The sequence below is a fragment of the Vibrio sp. 10N.222.52.C12 genome (assembly GCF_041474215.1).
GTDB lineage: Bacteria > Pseudomonadota > Gammaproteobacteria > Enterobacterales > Vibrionaceae > Vibrio > Vibrio crassostreae_C.
In genome coordinates, this window is the sequence record NZ_JBFRTR010000042.1 from 55,009 (window position 1) to 76,861 (window position 21,853).

Annotated in this window: 21 protein-coding genes; 13 read left to right on the forward strand and 8 right to left on the reverse strand. The window is 43.6% G+C overall.

Features of this window, described 5'->3' with window-relative positions:
- Positions 1–613: 613 nt before the first annotated feature.
- The 7 genes from AB4623_RS08170 (at position 614) to AB4623_RS08200 (ending at position 7,067) form a co-directional block, all read left to right on the forward strand.
- On the forward strand, positions 614–2,359 hold the full coding sequence (locus tag AB4623_RS08170; RefSeq protein WP_372146137.1) for an EAL domain-containing protein: 1,746 nt from the start codon (positions 614–616) through the stop codon (positions 2,357–2,359).
- Positions 2,360–2,581: 222 nt separating this feature from the next.
- The gene (locus AB4623_RS08175) at positions 2,582–2,953 is read left to right on the forward strand and encodes a GntR family transcriptional regulator (protein ID WP_004729948.1); all 372 of its coding nucleotides are present in this window, start codon (positions 2,582–2,584) and stop codon (positions 2,951–2,953) included.
- Positions 2,950–3,804, forward strand: a complete 855-nt coding sequence (locus tag AB4623_RS08180; RefSeq protein WP_017079596.1) for an ABC transporter ATP-binding protein — start codon at positions 2,950–2,952, stop codon at positions 3,802–3,804. The genes AB4623_RS08175 and AB4623_RS08180 overlap by 4 nt, the downstream gene beginning before the upstream one ends.
- Entirely contained in the window at positions 3,804–4,661 is an 858-nt protein-coding gene (locus AB4623_RS08185; protein ID WP_017083226.1) for a hypothetical protein, read from the forward strand. The genes AB4623_RS08180 and AB4623_RS08185 overlap by 1 nt, the downstream gene beginning before the upstream one ends.
- 963 nt (positions 4,662–5,624) lie before the next feature.
- Positions 5,625–5,912 (forward strand): putative quinol monooxygenase, encoded by a 288-nt coding sequence (locus AB4623_RS08190; protein WP_372146139.1) that lies wholly within the window; start codon positions 5,625–5,627, stop codon positions 5,910–5,912.
- Entirely contained in the window at positions 5,912–6,466 is a 555-nt protein-coding gene (locus AB4623_RS08195; RefSeq protein ID WP_372146140.1) for a nucleotidyltransferase family protein, read from the forward strand. The genes AB4623_RS08190 and AB4623_RS08195 overlap by 1 nt, the downstream gene beginning before the upstream one ends.
- A 163-nt stretch (positions 6,467–6,629) precedes the next feature.
- A complete protein-coding gene (locus AB4623_RS08200; protein ID WP_371725209.1) occupies positions 6,630–7,067 on the forward strand; it encodes a bifunctional diaminohydroxyphosphoribosylaminopyrimidine deaminase/5-amino-6-(5-phosphoribosylamino)uracil reductase RibD in 438 nt (145 codons plus the stop codon).
- Positions 7,068–7,084: 17 nt separating this feature from the next.
- Here AB4623_RS08200 and AB4623_RS08205 read toward each other — a convergent pair whose 3' ends face one another.
- Positions 7,085–7,537, reverse strand: a complete 453-nt coding sequence (locus AB4623_RS08205; protein ID WP_017060581.1) for an NUDIX pyrophosphatase — start codon at positions 7,535–7,537, stop codon at positions 7,085–7,087.
- Between the two features lie 279 nt (positions 7,538–7,816).
- Here AB4623_RS08205 and AB4623_RS08210 point away from each other — a divergent pair, with 279 nt between their 5' ends.
- From AB4623_RS08210 to AB4623_RS08220, 3 genes are all read left to right on the forward strand, one after another.
- Positions 7,817–9,529, forward strand: a complete 1,713-nt coding sequence (locus AB4623_RS08210) for an RluA family pseudouridine synthase (RefSeq protein WP_017060580.1) — start codon at positions 7,817–7,819, stop codon at positions 9,527–9,529.
- 155 nt (positions 9,530–9,684) lie between these two features.
- The gene (locus tag AB4623_RS08215) at positions 9,685–10,065 is read left to right on the forward strand and encodes a hypothetical protein (protein ID WP_017064884.1); all 381 of its coding nucleotides are present in this window, start codon (positions 9,685–9,687) and stop codon (positions 10,063–10,065) included.
- Positions 10,066–10,375: 310 nt separating this feature from the next.
- Positions 10,376–11,536, forward strand: a complete 1,161-nt coding sequence (locus AB4623_RS08220) for a multidrug effflux MFS transporter (RefSeq protein WP_102428768.1) — start codon at positions 10,376–10,378, stop codon at positions 11,534–11,536.
- Between the two features lie 201 nt (positions 11,537–11,737).
- Here the strand turns inward: AB4623_RS08220 and AB4623_RS08225 are convergent, their stop codons facing one another.
- The 4 genes from AB4623_RS08225 to AB4623_RS08240 all read right to left on the reverse strand — a co-directional run bounded on the left by AB4623_RS08225 (position 11,738) and on the right by AB4623_RS08240 (position 15,087).
- Positions 11,738–13,096 (reverse strand): Na+/H+ antiporter NhaC family protein, encoded by a 1,359-nt coding sequence (locus tag AB4623_RS08225; protein ID WP_372101052.1) that lies wholly within the window; start codon positions 13,094–13,096, stop codon positions 11,738–11,740.
- A 189-nt stretch (positions 13,097–13,285) separates the two neighbouring features.
- Positions 13,286–14,050 (reverse strand): hydratase, encoded by a 765-nt coding sequence (locus AB4623_RS08230; RefSeq protein WP_372101054.1) that lies wholly within the window; start codon positions 14,048–14,050, stop codon positions 13,286–13,288.
- A gap of 205 nt (positions 14,051–14,255) precedes the next feature.
- Positions 14,256–14,561, reverse strand: a complete 306-nt coding sequence (locus AB4623_RS08235) for a DUF3861 domain-containing protein (RefSeq protein ID WP_017060575.1) — start codon at positions 14,559–14,561, stop codon at positions 14,256–14,258.
- 34 nt (positions 14,562–14,595) lie between these two features.
- Positions 14,596–15,087, reverse strand: a complete 492-nt coding sequence (locus AB4623_RS08240) for a DUF2798 domain-containing protein (protein ID WP_017081271.1) — start codon at positions 15,085–15,087, stop codon at positions 14,596–14,598.
- Positions 15,088–15,184: 97 nt separating this feature from the next.
- On the opposite strand from AB4623_RS08240, the gene AB4623_RS08245 reads away from it, so the two are divergent.
- Positions 15,185–15,610 (forward strand): MarR family winged helix-turn-helix transcriptional regulator, encoded by a 426-nt coding sequence (locus AB4623_RS08245; protein WP_372146143.1) that lies wholly within the window; start codon positions 15,185–15,187, stop codon positions 15,608–15,610.
- 111 nt (positions 15,611–15,721) lie between these two features.
- Here AB4623_RS08245 and AB4623_RS08250 read toward each other — a convergent pair whose 3' ends face one another.
- The gene (locus tag AB4623_RS08250; protein ID WP_029236464.1) at positions 15,722–16,783 is read right to left on the reverse strand and encodes an MBL fold metallo-hydrolase; all 1,062 of its coding nucleotides are present in this window, start codon (positions 16,781–16,783) and stop codon (positions 15,722–15,724) included.
- Between the two features lie 186 nt (positions 16,784–16,969).
- A complete protein-coding gene (locus AB4623_RS08255; RefSeq protein WP_372101059.1) occupies positions 16,970–18,754 on the reverse strand; it encodes an SgrR family transcriptional regulator in 1,785 nt (594 codons plus the stop codon).
- A gap of 602 nt (positions 18,755–19,356) precedes the next feature.
- Here AB4623_RS08255 and rimK point away from each other — a divergent pair.
- Positions 19,357–20,262 carry a 30S ribosomal protein S6--L-glutamate ligase gene (rimK, locus tag AB4623_RS08260; protein ID WP_004740040.1) on the forward strand — a complete coding sequence of 302 codons (906 nt, stop codon included), beginning with the start codon at positions 19,357–19,359 and terminating at the stop codon, positions 20,260–20,262.
- Between the two features lie 32 nt (positions 20,263–20,294).
- Complete coding sequence (locus AB4623_RS08265; protein WP_372103366.1) at positions 20,295–20,723, forward strand: ATP-dependent zinc protease; 429 nt, start codon at positions 20,295–20,297, stop codon at positions 20,721–20,723.
- A gap of 146 nt (positions 20,724–20,869) precedes the next feature.
- Here the strand turns inward: AB4623_RS08265 and AB4623_RS08270 are convergent, their stop codons facing one another.
- Entirely contained in the window at positions 20,870–21,658 is a 789-nt protein-coding gene (locus AB4623_RS08270; protein ID WP_372146145.1) for an MBL fold metallo-hydrolase, read from the reverse strand.
- Positions 21,659–21,853 lie beyond the last annotated feature (195 nt).

Genomic DNA, 21,853 nt, shown 5'->3' on the forward strand with positions numbered 1-21,853 from the left:
AATTCCATTAAAATTCTTTAATCAACACATCATGATAAAAATCATCCTTTCCCTATTTTAAATATCCCACCTTAAAGTTTAATTATTTAAATTTCGTAACAGAATAAATTAAAGTCAATCATTCAACAAATATAATTAATTCTATCATTGATTACTTTAATTAAATCACCAAAACAATACGCCACATAAATTATATTAATATCACATAAAATGACATAATTTAATTTTATCATGAAAAATTCTGATAAATCTCACACATCGATAAACCGAATGAATACCATCAGAAGCTACATTAGAAACCTCTAAATCCAGTCGCTAAACCTACCGCGTAGAAGCTGTGAAATGGATAAATACCAAAATAAATGGATAAATCCCCCTTACCCCTTGTAAATTATTGGCTTTCATTTATAAATTCAACTTTTGGGTGAACATCTCCATAACCTTTCATTAAAGCCCAAATTCTGCGATTAGTATCAACATCTTGAGATAAAATGGTGACATTTTGGTTATATTATTTAGATCGAACTCTTGTGTTGAATGAAAATCCCAGCCATCACATATCCATCACATATCCATCACACAAATATAATAACTATCGCTTAGGAGTTAAGCTATGCACTGTTCTTTCAATATAAATAACAATAATGAGAGCTTGCAACTAATCTACAATGAAGAAAAAATATACATAAAAAGAGACAGTAATAAGATATCAGAGGAAACTCTTAATAGTAAAGAGAGTTTTGTTTTCAAATACCTTATTGAACACTCGTCAATATCAAACCCTCAATCTGCACGAGATGTTGAAGAATCTTTTAAATTACACTTTGACGAAGAGTTTAGCTTATACGCGTTAAAAAATATTATTGCTTCTATAAGAAAGAAATATCGAAGCTTATGTAAGAAAGCGAAGGTAGATAATAATAGCGAACTTATCTCTAACCTTTATAAGGTAGGTTACTTTATCGATCTCGATAAAAGCTCAACCAACCGTATCGCACCTAAGTACGACATCAACCAGTTCAAGCCCAGCCAGTTCGAGATGTTGAAACTGATGTTCAACACCTATCATCGAGAGCTGATTAAGGCTCTGATAGCCGTGTTCACCATCTCTTCCTTTTTCCTATTCGTTGTCTACTTTTCCCAAATCCTTTATACGACGAAGATTGCGAATGAATACAGTGAGAACACCAAACATATTGCTGAAGAAATCATGCTCTATGGTTGCGATAACCAAGGGGCTGTGCACTCATTAAGGCATTCGCTCAACCTAGATTCTGTCATCATGACTACGTCTTATGGTTCATGTTATATCTCCAAAACACGATCGAAAATGGTAGACCTTGATCAAGTTGATGACTTTTACGATAGTGCCGATTTCGCTTATTCACGTTTCGCAGACACTAAGCATGACATTGACCTTACGGTGCGTATTTCTACACGCTCTATTGAAGCTCGATACAAAAACTCACTATTGCCTCTGTTAGTCGACTCGGTCTCGATCCAGAAGAATGGTTATTACATTCTGAACCTTGGTGAAGAAAGTAAAGCTATCTATCAAACACCACTGCCAACCGGCGCAACCATTACCTTTTACAGTGACGATATTGTCGTACTGTGGACTGCGCTTTCTCTGATTCTCGCCACACTGCTTTATCGCTCCTATATTCTGGGCTTTATGATCTACCTGTTTCGTTGGAAACACATCTCCTTTGAAGAAGAGCCCATCATCAACACCGAAGACAACAGCGTCCTGTATTACGAGTTGTTATCTCGTGTGCGTAACGTTGGCGTTTTAAGCTTCATCAACACCATGAGACGCACCAATTTACTCACCTTTCACACTATCTTGCTCATCGAGACGGTCAGAAAAGCCAAATTACACAACAGCCATGAGATCTATGGTGTCAACGTGTGTCCGAGCGCTTTGGTGGGGTCGAACTTCGCAAGGCTCAGAGAGCATTTGGCCGCGATGGAAGCGAATGAATTTGTCGTCGAGATTACTGAATATTCGAACATTGGCTATGGATGTGAGGTTATCGATAACATTAAGGATATCAAAAAACTTGGTATCACTATCGCTCTGGATGACTTTGGTACGGGCAATAACAACATCGAAATCATCAATGTTATCTCTCCGGCCTATCTAAAACTGGATCGTTGCTTTGTTAAAGATATCGAGTCAGGAGAGCACCATCAGGGTGTATTGCTTAATATCTCTGAGATTGGACGCTTATCAAATATCACGATGATTTATGAAGGTGTCGAGACACGCAGGCAGCAATATATCTTGTGTCAGCTAGGCTACAACTTACATCAAGGCTATCTGTATAGCCGACCCAATGACTCAGAGGAGCAATAGGCCCCCCTAATAGAAATCTTGACGAGCAACCATTTCCTATTCAAATAATCATCGCTCATACCGCTGCTTGATAGCCCACAAGGACGTAGGCTTCAAGTACCCTCCCCGCCAAACATGCTTTATCCAAAAATAAAAATATCCGATCCATTTTCATAAAACCCTTGCCAATTCGTATAAAAAGGTTAGTGTTATACACATGTATATCACCATGCAGTTTTAATTATGACCGAATGGAAAGACGACCAACCGATCTTTAGGCAACTTGCCGCAAAGATCAGTGACCAAATTCTTCAAGGTGTTTGGTTAGAGCAACAAGCATTACCCTCTGTGCGCGCGGTTGCTGCCGATCTCAAGATCAACCATCTTACTGTCATGAAAAGCTATCAGTTACTGGTGGATGAAGACTTGGTAGAGAAAAAACGCGGACAAGGCATGTATGTGGCCGAAGGGGCACTTCAAAAATTGAAAGAGTCTGCACACCAATCATTCATCAACACACAGATCCCAGCCATCGCTGAGACGCTAGGCATCATTGATATGAGTGTCGAAGAACTCGTGAAACAGCTAGCACAACATATAAAGGACAAGTCATGAGTACGTTACTTTCCGTGAAAAACGTAACCAAAACCTATTCAAATCAAGTGGGTGTCGAAAACATCAGCTTTGAGTTAAAGCCAGGACAAGTACTTGGTCTGCTTGGCCACAATGGCGCGGGTAAATCGACTCTGATCAAATCACTGCTTGGTGGACACAACTATCAAGGTGAGATTGAAGTAAACGGCTACCACCCTATCCACCAGCACGCAGAGCTCATGCAGCACTTGTCGTACATCTCAGATGTTAACGTGTTACCAGAGTGGATGACGGTTAAACAACTGCTTCGATACACACAAGGTGTGCACCCTAGCTTCAACAAGCAAAAAGCAGAGCAGACGTTAAGCAGCACCAATATTAAGTTGTCTTCTACTATCAAGCAGCTTTCTAAAGGGATGAAAGTACAACTTCACCTTGCGATCATCATCGCGACTGACACTCAAGTGTTGATCTTAGATGAGCCTACACTGGGCTTAGATTTGCTGTACCGCGATACTTTTTATCGCCACCTACTAGAATGGTTCCACGACGGCGAACGCGCCATGATCATTGCAAGCCATGAGGTTTCAGAAATTGAACACCTATTAACGGATGTACTGATTTTGAAGCAAGGTCATTGTGTCCTGCAAAAAAGCATGGAAGACATCGAGAGCGACTATTTCATTATTGAAGTCGCAAACAACCATTCAAGCGAGATTCAGAAACTCAACCCACTGACCTCACAATCAGGGCTAGGCACTACTAAGTGGTTATTGGAAGGTCAATACAAAGCGCAGGTTGAATCACTGGGTAACATCTATAACGTTGGTCTCGCAGATCTATTCCTTGCAACACAGATGGAGAAGGCATAATGCATCCAAGTTTTTACATGCTAGAAAAAGAACTCATCGAGCACAAAGTTAACACTCGATTGCCTCTGTTTGTCGCGTTATGTGGTTTCTTACTGTTCGTTGGTCTGTTCTTTAATGGCGCAGCACAACATGAGTTTTTCTTTGAAATGCAAGTGAACGGTGACGTGAGCGACATCCACAGAGAGTTCGCACAAGATCTCAACTCAGTGATCTACTTTGGCGCGGGCCTTATTTCACTGATCCTGTCGACGCTATATATCCCTAAAACGCTGCGTAAAGAACGCCAAGAAGGCAGTTCGATGTTTTGGAGAAGTATGCCGGTATCTAACGCAATGACTCACGGCGTGAAGCTAGGATTCGGTTTAGTGGTTATTCCGGCTATCTGTGCATTGTTAGTGCTGTTCGCAGATTTTCTATTCTGGATATTGAACGTCTCAAGTGAACAACAACTGGCGCTATTGGTTGAGCAGCAATCTCTGTTTTATGTGCTGAGCAACTGGGTCGTGTTTTTTGGACGAATGATGTTAGTTGCACTGGTTTTATTGCCACTGGCAACCGTCACTCTAGCGATTTCGCAGCTGGTAAACTCTCCACTGCTTGTCATTTTCATCTCAAGCTATGCGATTAAGTTCCTCTCTGTCGCCGTGTTTGGGTTCTATGGCATCAATGACTTCCTATCTCTCATCGCGTCATTGCCAATGAATGTGCTCATAGCAAGCAACCCATTAAGTGCGATTGCAGAAGCGCCGATTTTATCTTTAGGTATTTACGCACTGATCGGTGTTGGTGGCTATCTACTGAGCCTAAAGCTAAATAGAACGGACGATGTGAGCTTAAAGACGCTGTTCCAACGTTAGAGTCTATCCTAAGCACGAGCCTTTATCGGGCAGTCACATCAGATATCAAAATCTAAATCAAAGCTTCTGAGAAATCGGGAGCTTTTTTATTATCAAGACGTTAACGAGTACAGGGATGCGATAACAAGGAACAAGGAACAAGGAACAAGGAACAAGGAACAAGGAACAAGCTTTAGTTTGGGGTAACAGGTTTAACAAACGAAGATAAACTTAGAGGAGGTATTAATGAGCTGACATTGAATTGCATTGTTGTTAATGCCTGCCAGCTCTTTGGGGATGATTTCGTTAGTCGCCGACCAGATGAAGGTCCTTGAGAGTGCTAATGAAATCAGTTTGTTGCGTTTTACATTTGATTAAGCTTTTCAGCTTTTAAAGCTCTACGATTAAAGCTTATTTCTTTGATGCTTCTTTTGACGTGTCTTTCCAGTATTGGATACGAACGCGATGAAGCTGTGCTCTTCTCATTTTTTTCATAAGGGATATTTCCTTTTCTTTAACTGCTCTTCATGAGCTATTTTTATTGCCAACCATTCGAATCTAACGGTGTTTGATGCCCAGTTCAATGATACAAATCACAAAATATATAGAGTTTTTAGTACCATTTACATCAAAGTATGACCTAGATATCAACTATGGCTCAATTCAATCCTATGAGCCGCTGTTCAAAATTAAGGTTAGTTCTCTCAGATGACAAATTCATTTCAGTATCAATACAGTTCAATGATACTAATTTAATAGACCGGACCAACGCTGATTTAGTTCCAGTGTCTTATCATTTGTTGATTACATCACCTTTATAGTTACGGTGTAACTAAAAAATACATTCAATGTGAACTAATAATCGCCACATTAGCCTATACGTTACAACATCAAAATGGGATTATGTTTGTAACGGATAGAGCTTTTGATAGAAAAAAGCCGTAATGGACCAAATTAAATAGACGTAATTAAATGGACGTAATTATGAGTAAAGTAATTCTGCAAGGGCATATTCTAGTGCCAGACAACGACCTAGAAGCAGTGACACATGCCTTGGTTGTGCACAAAGAACTGACACTAGAAGAACCTGGTTGTATTGTGTTTCGAGTCAGTCAAAGCACGCTTCAACCTAATCGCTTTGAAGTGTATGAAAAATTCACTAGCCGAGAAGCATTCGAAATGCACCAACAGCGAGTAAAAGCCTCTGAATGGGGTGAAATCTCCCAGAACGTGACACGTCATTACCAAGTCACTGATGTTCCGACATCATAATGATACATCCGCTAGCCAAACGCATCGTCACGTTGATCAAACAAGATCCCTTACGAATGAAGGTTTTAGACTGTGTCGCTCAGTTGGATTTGCCGCAGTGTTATGTCGCTGCGGGCTTTGTGAGAAACCTCGTTTGGGATCACCAGCATGGTTATGCCTCCCCGACTCCATTCAATGATATTGATGTGATCTACTTTGATCCCATTGATACCTCTTACGAATCGAATCTTAGATACGAGGCTCAGCTTAAACAACGGTTACCCGAACTGAATTGGCAAGTTCGCAATCAAGCCTACATGCACACTAGAAATGGGGATGAACCTTACCAAGGCTCATTGGATGCGATGAGTTATTGGCCAGAGAAAGAGACCGCAGTGGCCGTAAAGCAAAGCCTCAATGGAGACATCGAATGTATTTCGTCTTTTGGTTTAGAGAGTTTGTTTGATTTGCAAATCACACCCAACCCAAAGCGTAACCGAGATATCTTTGATCAAAGAGTACAATCCAAGAACTGGCTGACCCAGTGGTCCAAGTTAACGATTAGTCACAGTTAACTAGCTTTCGAATTCAAAGCTAAAACCATTGACTAAAAGCCCAATCAGATCGAACATGCCCCCACTTGTTAGCTTATTAATTTATTAGCTTAGTAACTAATCAACTCATCAACCGCACGCGACCACTAACTGCTGCGCTCTCTCGTCATACTGAGTAACGACCATGAACCAACAATACATGCAGCAAGCTCTTGAAGCTTCGCGCCAAGCCCTACCCGATTGCCAACCAAACCCGCCAGTAGGGTGTGTTTTGGTGAAAGACGATAAGGTGGTGTCTGTTGGATACACGCAAAAAGTCGGCGGAAACCACGCCGAGGTTGAAGCACTCAATAACTATAACGACAAAACGGACGGAACAATGGAAGGGGTTACCGCTTACGTAACTTTAGAGCCATGTTCGTTTGTCGGCAGAACACCCGCTTGCGCCAATACATTGGTTAAAGCAGGTGTAAAACACGTAGTCGTGGCGATGCTAGACCCAGACCCTCGTAATAATGGTCGTGGAGTTGCCATCCTTGAATCGCACGGCGTGAAGGTGGATGTGGGGTTATGCCAAGCGCAAGTGAGCGCCTTTTTAACCCCTTACCTTGGTAAGTCCTAGATCTTAAACAGCCAGTATTAGTTCAATTTCACTCGGTAAAGCGGATTGACTGGCTTATCGACAAAATACGACCAAATATGATCGTAGACGGCATGTTGGTTGGGGAACGGCGCTAACGCTTTTGCTTCTTCTAAATTACACCAGCGGTACTCGGTGTGTTCGTCATTCAGTTCAATCGCTTGGTTGGGTGGGCATAGCACCGCAAACACAGGGATTAGCTGAATCACATTCACGTGCGCCTCATAAAACTGCTCCAGAAACTGCGCGTTATACAAAGCTTCCACTTTAATTTGGGTCTCTTCTTCAAACTCGCGCACGATAGCCTGCCAGCCTGTTTCACCCGCTTCAATCGAGCCTGCGACGTGACACCAAAACTCACCTTTAACACGCTTCATTAATAGCATTTTCATTTGTCCGTCGCTCTCTGAAATAGCGACACCGGAAACAATCGAAGTATTGAGTGGAATCATAACGTTACCTTAGTTTTAATAAGAGGGCGGCAAGGCTACCACCCTTGGTTTGTTAAATTGTCTTCTATGATTAAAAACGAGAAGTTACTCATCAATTAATGGCGTTCAAGCCATAACTCATAGGCTCGTCGCTTGGCTATCCAGTAATAGAACTATTTCTTATTTGAGGCGCTTTTCGATAAAGAGTAGAATCGCCGCCTTGTACTGTGTTTAAAGCCTTTAAACATACACAGTAGACTCACAACCATTTATCACCACGATATAAGTATTAATACGACTATGCACTCATCAAAACCAACGCACGACTCAGAAAACAGCCATACTCCTGAGCATTGCTTCACTCGTTTTCAACAGCCGATCGAGTCATATTCGTTGCCTGAGCGTTTCACATTCCCGTTCTACTACGAACCGCACCCACTGTGTGAAATAGCCTCTCATCAGCTTCAACAATATCTAGAAACACAAACCGACTGGCAGCATGACTTCGGACTTGATACTGACGCTGGTCGCGGCAAAATGTTTGGTGTGTTATTGGTGAAAAGCCCTGAAGGTGAATTGGGGTACTTCTCTGCTTTTTCAGGGAAAATCGCCGACCAAAACCTACTGCCTCACTTTGTACCGCCCGTGTTCGACATGCTCAGCAGCGACAGCTTTTTCCATCAAGACACAGCCGACATGATGGCTGTCAACGCTGAGTTTAAAGCGCTGCAAGCAAATACTGAATACCTTGAATTGTGCGAGCAACTGGCACAGCAAAAAGCGCAAGCCGAGCAAGAGATTGAAGCTCAACGTCTATTGATTATTGAAGGCCGAAAAACGCGTAAAGAACAACGTGAACAAGGTAAAGAAAACCTTGATGAGCAAGCTTTCGAACAGCTAAATAATGAGCTAAACAAAGCCAGTGTTGCCGACAAGAACCAGCAGAAGTACCTAAAACTTAACTGGGAACAGACCCTGCAAGTGTTGCAAGCTAAAGTTGATGTGTTCAACACTCAACTGGCTGAGCTAAAAGAGCAAAGAGCACACATTTCTCATCAGCTTCAACACAAGTTGTTTTCACAATACGCTTTCCAAAATGCGGAAGGAAACGTTGAAGACCTTAACCAAATCTTTGAAAACACGCCAAACAAGATACCACCAGCTGGCTCTGGTGAATGCGCTGCGCCTAAATTGCTGCAATACGCGTACTTACATGGTTACACGCCACTGGCATTGGCTGAATTTTGGTGGGGCCGCTCTCCAAAGTCGGAAATCCGCAAGCACAAGAAATACTACGCTTCTTGTCAGAGTAAATGTGTGCCGATTTTAGGCCATATGATGAAAGGCCTAGAAGTCGATCCAAACCCATTGCTAGAGAACCCAGCAGAAGGCAAAGAGCTGGATATTCTGTTCCAAGATGAGCACATCGTGGTAGTACACAAGCCAGCAGGTTTTCTATCCGTGCCGGGTAAAACCATCAAAGATTCCGCCTACACACGTGTTCAAGAAATGCATCCCGATGTTGAAGGCCCATTTGTGATTCATCGCTTAGACATGGCGACCTCTGGCATTCTAATCTTCGCTCTCACACGACGTGCGAACAAGAGCTTACAGAAGCAGTTCATTACTCGTGAAGTCGAAAAGCGTTACGTGGCAATGATTGAAGGCGTTCTAACAGAAAATGAAGGCTATGTTCGACTGCCATTGCGTGGTGATTTGTATGACCGCCCTCGTCAAATTGTCTGCTTCGAACACGGCAAGCCAGCAGAAACCAAATGGGAAGTGATTGAGCGAAACGGGCAAACCACTAAGGTTTACCTGCATCCTAAAACAGGGCGTACACACCAGTTGCGTGTTCACTGTTCACACCAAGAAGGCCTTAACATGCCTATCGTCGGTGACGGCTTGTATGGCAATAAAGCCGACCGATTGCACTTACACGCAGAAAGACTTGCGCTGCACCACCCAGTCACCAAAGAGTGGATGGAATTCCAGTTCGACGCCGAATTCTAAAATCTCTCATTAGTACCGAGCTTTGATAAGGAGTCACAACCGCTTGTGGCTCCTACCTCTTTTGGGTATATCTCCACGCTTATTGCACTACATCAAGATTCACTTTGTTGTGAAGAGTAGCATGCCCACCTTCTTCTCTCCTTGAGGCCTTTGATATGTCATCAGCTGCTTTGAATTTACAACCTAACAAACTGACTTCCCCATTAATTGCGACTCAAGCACCGAGCTTGAAGCCACTTACATCCAAAAAGCCAGACTTAAACTCGGCAATGCTTAACTTAATTGAAGAAGTTAAAAACGAACTCCCACTTTACGAGTCAGAGACGTTTATCTGTGGTCCAAAAGGAAATTGCTCGGGTTGCTCTAAGAAACTACTAGAGATGGTCGACAGTGAGTTAATGTATTGGGAGCACAGTATTTCCATTGGCCAAGGCCCCAACTTCGAGGAACTGCGCCGCTTTGGTAAGCTATGCAGCAGTGTTAGACGCGGTTTAGAGCGTAACGGTTTAGTCGAAAAGCGCCCAAAGAAAAGATAACAAGCCAACTCGATAATCATTACAATGTGTCGTTGGCGATCACAAGCTACCCTGCTACTAACTGATTGAACTCGTTAGCTATAAAAGTAATAATGTTTTGTAATACAATTCAGTATACAGACCGACTTCGTAGATTCGGACTCATAGAGATAAGTTCATCGATACTTTCACCATATTCTTGAACAACTCTATCCTTCTTGTCTGACGTGCCTTAACCTTCTGTATATCAATATCACATCAATTAGAAACCTACCTTGGACAACGGAGAGCGACCTTGAAGAGACCACAACCAGTACTGGGAAAGACCGGTATGCTATTTTTTCTCGTCATAATAAGTGCTTTCCCTCCATTGACCATCGACCTTTACTTACCTGCGCTTCCGCAGATGGTCGAGGTGTTTAATACTGACCGATCAATGGTCAACCTAACCCTGAGCAGCTACTTCGTTACTTACGCCATCGGTCTTTTGTTCTGGGGGCCGCTCAGCGAAAAATTTGGTCGTAAGCCGATCCTATTAATTGGATTAGCGAGCTATATGGTCGCGAGCATATTGTGCGCGATGACCAATAGCATCGAACAGTTGATTAGTGCTCGTGTATTCCAAGCCTTTGCTGGCAGTGCTATCACCGTTATCGCTACCGCCATTGTCAAAGATCTTTATGACGGCCGAGAACGTGAAAAGATCATGGCGACTATCATGTCACTGGTGATCATCGCGCCAATGGTTGCGCCTGTATTTGGTGCCTTTCTACTGAAAATTGCTTCTTGGCGAATGATGTTTGTCACGCTCGCCATTTTTGGTGCATTTGCGTCAGTATTAGCTTGCTGCTACCGAGAAACACTCGAAAACAAATACCAAGGTTCTATATTCCGATCATGGGGAAGAATGGGCGTGGTCATGAAAAACCGCTCGTTCGTCAAGCTGCTGGTCATTTTCTCTATCATACCGATGGCGTTGATGGGCTTTCTTGCGGCGGGTTCTTATATCTACATCGATCACTTTGGATTGACCGAACAACAGTTTAGTTACGCGTTCGCATTCAATGCACTGTGCGCCTCATTTGGTCCAACAATTTACATGAAGTTGTCCTACCGAATGCCGGTTCAAAAGGTCATCTCAGGATGTTTTGCTTTATTAGCGCTTGCGGGAATCTTCACCCTAACCATTGGCGACCTGTCCCCTTGGTTCTTCATGTTCATCGCTGCACCAGCGACATTAATGGCGATCATCATGCGAGTACCGGGGACCAACTTGATGTTGAATCAACAAGATCATGACACGGGCTCTGCCGTCGCACTGATACAGTTCTTCAGCATGATTTGTGGCTCGCTTGGCATGGTATTAGTTTCAATCCGCCCAGAGTCACTGATTGAAAACCTAGGCTTTATCCAATTATCCATCGGTACGCTAGGCGGCCTGATGTGGCTAATGGTCAGAAACAAAGAGTTCGTGACTAATAAGCTGAATTAAAGCTCTCAAGCCTAATTGTCATTCACACTACAATAAACTTGAAAACCGCTATAACGAAATTAGAAACCGTCTACATAGGCGGTTTTCTTGTATTTGAAGACGTACATTGAATTTTCAAGCCATGAGTTTCACGCACAAAAAAGCTCCTATTAAGGAGCCTTCTTATCAGAGCCAGTGAGCACTCAGTTTGGTCAATTATTACTAAGCTTGAGCCACTTGACGTGCTGGGTGTTTAATAAACACAGCTACCACAGCAACGACTGCAAGCGCGAAACAGTAGTAAGAATTAGCCACGATATCCAAAGGCGATAAGTTAAATACCGAACCTAATAGCAATACCTGTGCACCGTAAGGCAATACGCCTTGAATCACACAAGAGAAGATATCCAATAAGCTTGCAGAGCGGCGTGGAGATACATCGTTCTCTTCAGCTAATTGGCGAGCCACACTACCAGACACAATAATCGCTACCGTGTTGTTTGCAGTACATAGGTTCACCATAGATACCAAGCCCGCAATACCCAACTCACTCGCACGGCCATTCGCTTGCTTAGAGTGTGAAGAGCCAAACGCACGAATCACACCACTTACCAAGCTAGTCAGGAACGCCAATCCACCTTGGCGACGCATTAGCTCACTCAAACCACCAATCAGCATCGACAGTAAGAAGATCTCCTGCATGTTGCCGAAGCCTGCGTAGATATCTTGAGCGTAATCCGTCATACCGTAGTTCTCAACAGAACCTAGGCTCACGCCACCCGCCAGCAAGATACCAATCGTCAGCACAACGAATACATTCATACCCGATACAGCAAGAATCAAAATAGTGATGTACGGAAGGACTTTCAGCCATTCAATTGGGCCTGTTTCAGGAACTTGAGTTGCTGTGCTGTTGAAAGCAAAGATAACAATCGCGATAAGTGCAGCAGGAAGTGCTATACGGATGTTCTCTTTAAACTTGTCTCTCATCTCACAGCCTTGCGAGCGAGTCGCGGCAATCGTGGTATCCGAGATGATAGAAAGGTTGTCACCAAACATAGCGCCACTTAGCACTACGCCAGCGGTTAGAGGAATACTCATACCAGCTGAGTCAGCAATGCCTAGTGCAACAGGAGCAACCGCAGCGATAGTACCCATAGAGGTGCCCATTGCTGTCGCAATGAACGCCGAAATAAGGAAGATGCCCGGTAGGATCATGCTCGTTGGGATAGCCGATAGACCAAGGTTTACCGTCGCGTCCACGCCACCAGAAGCTTTAGCCACAGCAGCAAAAGCACCCGCCAATAGGTAGATCATACACATTGCGATAATGTCTTTGTGACCCACGCCACCTAAGAACTGCTCAATCGCACGGTTCAATTTATCTTTGCTCAATAGCAACGCTAACATCACAGCAGGCAGAGCCGCAATCGGAGCTGGAAGTTGATAGAAAGCAAAATCGACGCCTTGTAGCGACAGGTATGTACCCACGCCAATAAACAGCGCAAGGAAAACGATCAGAGGGATAAGCGCCACTGCAGAAGGGGCAATTACCGCGTTAGAATTTTTTGAATTGGACATGGAACGACAACACAATAGAACAGGAAGGTGAGCAGACTAATGTCACACTTAGAACTTGTCAACGTCTAGACGTCTAAACGCCTAATTTAATGCAAAGTAATAAGAACCCTATTGAGCATCACGTAATAAAAAAGGCTATTTACTCATCAGTAAACAGCCTTTCGATAACAGATAGTGCGCCGCTAGAAGTTAGCGTTTCTGCTTGAACGTTACTTGGTATTCACCAATGCCTTCGTAGTGGAAGGTCGTTGGTTTATCGAATTCCATTTCCACGATACCGCAGTAAGAGCCCGTGATAATGGCTTCACCCGCTTGGAAATCAACACCACGACGTGTCATGTAGTTAATCAGCCAGTAAATTGGGCTTGGTGGCAGTGTATTCGGGTGCTTACCGTCGAATGCTTGAACTTGCTCGCCTTGAGTCACTTCAATACTGATCTCTGCAGAAGTGAACGCTTTTTCGCGATCAATCTCAGAGCCAATAAATAGACCTTGGTTTACTAGGCCATCGGCCAGCTTTTCATAGAACTCAGCGCCGCTGTCATCCGCAAAACGAGACTGCATTAACTCAAGTGCCATGTGGCAAGAACCAATCGCTTCGTTGATTTGCTCTTCGCTGTAGCCTTCTTGGCTTGCAGGCAGGCTCTTAGCAAGCGTAAATGCGATTTCAGGCTCAACGCGTACTACGCCGTTGTCAGCAAACAGTTCACAAACTTCGCCTTGTTGAACGCTGCCCGAGAAGATTGGCGCAACAACAAACTTGTCTTCAGCCAGAGGAAGTAAGCACTTCCAACCGCCGACTTTATCGCTTTTCAAATCGATCATTGAAGATTGGATCTTTAGCGCATCTTCCAAGTTATTCGGACGGTACTGTTCGTCCAATCTTGGTGCTTTGGTGCCAGCAACACGACGACTCAACAGTTCTTCAGCTGCTTGTTTAAATATATTTGTCATATAATACCACCTTTAGTTTTATGACCAGTATAATATCGGATTTCTTAAAGCTTGAATAGACAATTCAACAACGGTGCTACACCGAAAATTCAGCCATCAATTTTCGCATATTCTAGACGCAAACAACTGAAACTATTTTGATTTAAATGTAAAAAAGCCAGTAATTTGATTACTGACTTTTCGATGTATTACTGATGTTCAGGCTTTACTGCCCTTTCAACGTCTTCTTCAAATTCTGCATGAAGTTTCTGAAGTGAGGCATGAAATCAACAAACAGAGGGTGTTTTCTATCTTGCATCATCAATGGGCCTAACAAGCGAATGCTCACTCCTAGTCGCGCTGCTGATTGCTCGTCTAAGCCGCTGTCATGTTTGATCTTCTCAACAATCGCGAACATATCTTCTCTGTCTTCAATTTCAAACTGCATGGTTTGAAGTTCACGATCTTCTTTGATGTTCACTTCTTCGATAGTGATACGGTAGTTATTGTGTTTGCCTGTGAATGCTTTCATTTGGACCTCCTAAAATGCTTAAAAAGTGTTTTGGTTAGCTCTTCATGAATCGTTCGAGCTTAGGTTTAACCGTCATCGACATCACGACCATGATCGCAAGGCCAATGGGAAGTGCGGCAATAAATCCATTAAACCATCCACTGGTAAACGCCGATGTATCCGAAAATCCAATGTTATTTGCCGCTGTTACAAATGCCATCATGGACTCCATTATGAATGCCATGATCAGTCCTACGATCAGGTTGCGAACTTTCTCGCTATAAGTTGTGAACACTCTAGCAACGGCTTTGGTGACTAAAGCCATCATCACCGTGCCCATTGGCATCATGATCACGACAACAAGGGCTAACGAAGAAAGCCAGTTGCCAATAAATTCCTCGCCGAATCCGACATTCATGTAAGTCATCACAGCCGTTAAACTGCCGCCAATCGTCAGCATTAAGCTCATCATGACCAAAACTTTGTATAAAACCGGTGTGCCTTTTTGCTCAGGAAGAGTTGGCGTTAGAGTTGCTTGAATCGTCATATCTATTTCCTGTCTTGAATTTACGAACAATTAAGTTGATAATGTCAACTATAAATACAGTAGTTGACAATGTCAACTACATTTCTAAGGATCGTTTATGTCTGATAACACATCGCTAGAGTCTATCTTTCGTTTAGTGCACTCTTTGAAACGTCAAATGAGCGAACAGATTGAGAGCTTAGACTCAGAGATCGCACCTATGAACATTCGTGTCATGAAGATCATTACCAAGAAGTCTCCATGTACCGCTATCGATATCGCACACTTCCTAGATCGTGATAAAGCACAGGTCACTCGGCTCATTAATGCCTTGATCAATCAGGAACTTGTGAAGAAGTCTCCGAACCCGGAAGACAAGCGCAGCCAGTTATTGGTTCTGACTGATAAGGGTCAAGAGATCATGAGTAAGGTCTCGGATATCGATCAAGACATGCTGAAGAGAATGACCAAAGGCATGGCCGAAGACGAGTTAGAACAATTCAGAAAAATTGCGAAGAAAATGGCGCAGAACTTAGAAAGCTGATCTTAAAAATAAAACGAAAAAACGCCACCGAATCGTAAGATCGGTGGCGTTTCGTGTATAAGTTGGGTTGTACAGCTTAGTGGTTTAGCTATGTCTATTTGGATGACAGCTCTAATTCGATGCTAGTTTCCACCATGCCTGAACAGGTACAGGCTCTGAGATCACCAAACGTTCACCCATCACCGGGCTTACCATTTGTACATCTCGCTCTTTGCTTATCGCCAGTGCTTGTTCCATTGGGTCTTGCCAATCATGCATAGAAAGGTCGAAGGTACTGTTGTGGATTGGCATCATAACCTTACCTTGCAGATCAATGTGTGCCTGAACACTCTGTTCTGGGAACATATGAATATCCGCCCAAAGTGAGTTATACGCACCCGTTTCAACCATGGTTAAATCAAACGGCCCAAAACGGTCGCCAATCTCTTTAAAGCCATTGAAGTAACCAGAATCACCGCTAAAGAAGACTTTCTTGTCTGAAGCGTTAATAACCCAACTGCCCCACAGTGTTTGGTCACGATCAAGCAAGCCACGACCAGAGAAATGCTGTGTCGGTGTCAACGTGAACTCAATGTCTGAGGCCGTTGCCGATTCCCACCAGTTCAATTCGATGATCTTCTCTTTATCCACGCCCCACTTTTCCAACAGTGCGCCCACTCTTAATGGCACTAAGAACGTCCCTACTTTGTCGGCTAATACCTTCACGGCACCTTTGTCTAAATGGTCGTAGTGATCATGGCTGATCACTACCACATCGATGTCAGGTAGATCTTGCAGTGAGATTGGGGTTGGGTGAAAGCGCTTTGGCCCCATCCATTGCACTGGTGATGCTCGATCACTGAACACAGGGTCAGTCATCACTAACTTGCCATCCAGCTTCATCATCACACTGGAATGACCCAAGCGGTACGCAACGTCGTCTTGTTCTTCGATCAATTGCTCAGCTGTCATTGGAATCAAAGGCAATGCAGCGCGCGGCACTGGCTCGTTTCTTTCCACAGTCACGTATGCTTTCAAGATTGAAAAAATATCAGACATACCCGATTTGTATTCCAACTCACTGTTAGCAAACTTCTTTGGAAGCTTATCTAGATTGTCGTTTGATTGTGAACCTGTGCTTACGATAGCGACCACGGCAAGTACTCCTAAAATCGGTAAAAGATATTTTTTCATTGGTATCTCTTTAACCGTTGGGATAGACCCAACACATAAACTACACCGACTAGTTTATATGCCAAAACCAAAAGTAAACCACCGAGTGTAATTTTTAATTTATCTAGACGTAAGCGTGTCAAAGTCGATTTTGGAAAAACCAATTTTGGCAACGAGTTAACTTAGTTATTTAGCTAGTAAGAAAGGTTAATCAGCAGACCATACATTCTTGAAATCTGGCCATCCCCAGTTGGTAATGGCCACGTTTTTCAAAATGCCTTGAAAACGCACGGTTTGTAGGTGATGGAACATAGGCACTAGCCAATAATCAGAAATCAACGTCGATGCAACAGGCTCCAACTCTGCCAAGTAATTCGGCAGTTCAACTGAGGCTTTGTGATGATCTAAGCGCTGTTTAAGCCAATCACTGTTCATCTCTCCGAGCGCGGAATGCAATACAGGGTCATTCATCAACCACGAGAACAGCGAAGATGGCGCATTATCATCGAGATTCAGGTTACACAATACCAAATCTTCTTTTAAATCGCCCCGCTGAGAAAGCAGCGCCAACTCTCGAAAGCTATAGGTGTTCACTTCAACTTCCACTCCATGTCGTTTAAGGATGTCCGACACGGAAATGGCACACCGATAAAGGGCATAGTAGTTATATACCGCAATGCTCAATTTCTTAGGCAACTCGCTCTCTCTGGAAGGCGTTCGATACAGCTTCTGCCAACTTGGCAATATGTTCTGAGCCAAAGAGACACTGAATAATCCTTGGTTTTGCTCCAGTTGCGCCAAAATAGCCTGAGGGTTTGCAAGGGCTGATAGGTACTTACGTTGCTCGTCGCTTAACGGATTCACTGCTGAGTTTTGATTGAACAGAACAAACAAACAACCATCTTCGATTCGACTACGAAGCCCGTCAGTTTCAGCCGAGACTAGCTCAGTGTCGCTTTTCCCTAATTGGTGAAAACAGGCGGAGTCTTCATAAGGTGACACCTGCATCTGGCTATCATCGAATCGAGCACTACCTGTCATCGACTCTTCAAACTGCCAAATAGTCACTTCATCGGTTAAAGAGCGACACCCGTAAAAGTGTTCGAATGCCGAGAGCTTGATGCGCTCACTATTGGTTTCAACCACTCTGAAAGGGCCAGTACCGATCACAGCATGAGACATTGAGCTCAATGGTAATGGTTCACGCATCACTTGCTCGGCGGGTTGAATCGAATACTTAACACCAGCAAGCAACCCCGCAAAACCTGTGTCCGCTTGGGTTAATTTAAAACTGATCCTCAATGGCTGTTCACTGTAGATGGAAGAAACATGATCTAACTCAGCTTGATAGAAAGGCAGAGCTTGTAAAGCAGTAAACAAAGCAACCAGCTGCTTGGCATCAACTGGCTGACCATCATGAAATGTCAGACCGGGGCGCAGATAGAAAGTCCAAACCAGTTGCTCAGTGTCATATTCCCAATGGTGAGCTAGTTCAGGCTTTAACTCACCTTTACCATTACACGTCACTAGGCAGCTAAACACCTGTCTGATCAAAAATCGTTCGCTACTGCGGTGTATATGGTGCGGAAACAAATCCTCAAACTTACGCTTATAGGTTAATTGAACGTGCAGCAGCCCTTCACGCATGGTCGCGCCGGAAGTTTCTTGCAGTAAAGAACCAAACACAGCGCGGTCATTATCCAATATGGAAAGTGCTTTTTCGTACTTGCCCTGCTCTATCAGTTTAATTGCAACATGCTGCGCCAACTCTGAATTGCTAAAACGCAGTGTTAAGTTAGAGCGTTGATTCCTGCCAACTTTTGGCTCCCACACCACCCATTCAGCTTGATGCATCTTACCAAGTAAAGTTCGAGCGTGACGCAAGCTTGTAAACAGCATATCCGCTACTTCGGCTAGGGTGACTGAATGAGAAATGTTTGGCTCGAACGATTCTAGCCGCGTGTAGTAACGCATCATGTTTAGATCAGACAAATAGTGAACCTTTTAAAGATAGCTCTTCCTAATTAAGCTCATTATAAAACACATTCATCAAAAAGTAGTGTAATGCGACCAAAACAGGAACAACCAATAAAAATACCATCTGTTTTTTAGTTCCTCTTAATTATCCATAATGAACGGGTCAGCAACAAACCATAGGTTGTAAATAAAGCCTAACCAGAGAGAGTAATGACCATGAGAAAATACTATCTTAACAAGCTAAAAAGCACCTGCAGTAAGCTCGAAAGAGAAGCACTACGAACACTTTTAGATCTATGTAACTGGCGTTATTAGTACACTTTTTAGCACCGAGTAAACGCGAGTTGGGTACAACCTAATATGCTCCTACCCCCAATATGAGTTAGGTCTCAACTCGCTTTTCCATTCCAATTCCCCTCTCAAGCCTGCTGTACCAATAGCTCACACAATCGATAAATTTCCGTTGTCGACTCGACAAATTTAATTCGTTTTCTTAGTTGAACGAAAAGCCTTAAGGTTCGCCCCGAAGCAAGCAAGGAGCCTCAGAAAAAACTGAAAGCTCAGCTAACAACTAATTTATTTGCAGTTACCAATCAGGTATTAACTAAGGAAACGCCATGCGTATCGCAATTCTTTCTCGCAACGAAAATCTATACTCTACCGCTCGTCTAAAGCAGGCTGGAGAAGCACGTGGTCATCAGGTCGATGTTATCGACACGTTGCACTGTGATATAGATATCGCGAGTAACAATCCGAAGATTCGCTACATGGGTGAAGAGCTACCTCAATACGATGCTGTTATTCCACGTATTGGCGCTTCCATTACCTTTTACGGAACTGCGGTTGTTCGCCAATTTGAAATGATGGGCACTTTTTGTATCAATGAGTCAGTAGCAATCAGTCGCTCTCGCGACAAACTGCGCTCACTACAACTGTTGTCTCGTAAAGGTATTGGCTTACCAAAAACAGGTTTCGCTAGCCGCCCAGACAAGATTCAAGACCTGATCAAAAACGTAGGCGGCGCGCCACTTGTGATCAAGCTTCTTGAAGGCACTCAAGGTATCGGCGTTGTACTAGCAGAAACAAACAAAGCAGCAGAAAGCGTTATCGAAGCGTTCATGGGCCTAAAAGCGAACATCTTGGTTCAAGAGTTCATTGAAGAAGCAAATGGCGCAGACATCCGTTGTTTTGTTGTTGGCAACAAAGTAATTGCTGCAATGAAGCGTCAAGCTGGTGAAGGTGAATTCCGCTCTAACCTGCACCGTGGCGGCACTGCTCAGCTGGTTAAACTAACCAAAGAAGAGCGCGCAACAGCAATCAATGCAGCGAAAATCATGGGATTAAACCTATGTGGTGTAGATATCCTACAATCTAAGAACGGCCCAGTAGTAATGGAAGTAAACTCTTCTCCAGGCCTAGAAGGCATCGAGAAAGCAACGGGTAAAGATGTAGCAGACATGATTTTCGAATTCATCGAGAAGAATGCAAAACCAAACGCTAACCGTACTCGTGGCAAGGGCTGATTGAATACCGATAACTCATGATTGGAAAGAAAATGAACAATAAAATGATCATAGGGAATACCGAAGCACTTTGCTTACCAGAGTTAGGGATAACTGGACTACATACACGTGTTGATACAGGGGCTAAAACCTCTTCTCTACACGTAGACAATCTACTATGTGTTAAATCAAATGGTGAGAAATTCGTAGAGTTCGACCTTCACCCAGACGTTTATCACCTAGAAGAGACGGTGCGCTGCAAGGCGAAACTGAAAACAAGTAAGAAAATTAAATCATCTAACGGCGAAGTTGAACACCGTTGCGTGATTGAAACCATGCTAAAAATCGGTGGCCAACAATGGCCGATCGATATCACGCTAAGCAACCGTCAAGACATGACTTACATGATGTTGCTTGGACGTCAAGGCATGAGTGACAAAGTGATTGTTGACCCTGCGGGTGAATTCCTGCTGACTCACTAATCCGAGTCATCGTAACCGCTCCACAGGTTATAACTAAAGCTACTCACAACGATATAAGGCCAGTCTCATGACTGGCCTTATTGCTATCTATTTTTCTATTTCTACTTTCAGCTCTGAATACACGACTTTGCATTCAGACTTCTGATCTATTTCTTCGATTTACCATGAGATTGAAAACCAAATCGCCAAATCGATAACAGTAATTTCTTGGTTTTGATTTTCGTCACTCGCCAATGTGTAACAGGCCTTCTTGGGGCACTCATCAGCAGGTGTTCAAAAGCCTTCTGACTGAAATCGACTTGCCCACCATGCGCCACCAGCAAGGTATCGAGCTGCATGTCATAGATACGAGATACCGACTCTCGGTACTTATTCGGATGAAAGATAGGGAAAGGCGGAATCAGCTTCTTTTTCACTTCCACCATGAGGTCTGCCACATAGGCAACGCTGTGAGATGGGCAATAAACCGAAAGATCTCTGTCGGTGTGGCCCGGGGTTTCTAGAACCAACCAATCATCAAAACCCGGAATGCTATCCCCATCAGACAGCTTGTAATCCGGCTTTAACTTTCTTGAATACCATAGGTTTGCTTTAGGCTTGCCTAAGCGGTTCGCCATCCACCTAGCAAGCGCTAAGTCGGTCAGGTGCATCAAAATGCCATCGATGCCGTGATACCAATCTTTGTCTCGCTTTGCTGCCACCAAGTTACAGCTCGTGAGCTTTCTGAGCTTGTGCGCTGCCCCTGCATGGTCAGGATGCATGTGTGTCACCACAACCGTGTGGAGATCAGAAAAATCACGCATAAGTTCGGTTTCAATAAAAGCCTTCAAATGCGGAATATCGGCTCGACATGCGCCATCGAGCAACAGTAATTTGTCCGGATACTCCACCAAGTACATGTATTGGATGTAACCTTTAATGGTATGCAGCTGCAAACCCACTCCTTGTGATAATTCAACTGGTCAGACCTACACCATAGCAAACTCATATTGATTTGTAACAAATTTGTTAACTATGAAGTCACATCAAAGTACCATGCTCTTCCGCTCTTTTATCGTGACGACAAAATACGTGATTTGTTGACCTAAGTTATTAGGACTATATATGCGCCTCTCATAGACAGGATCTTA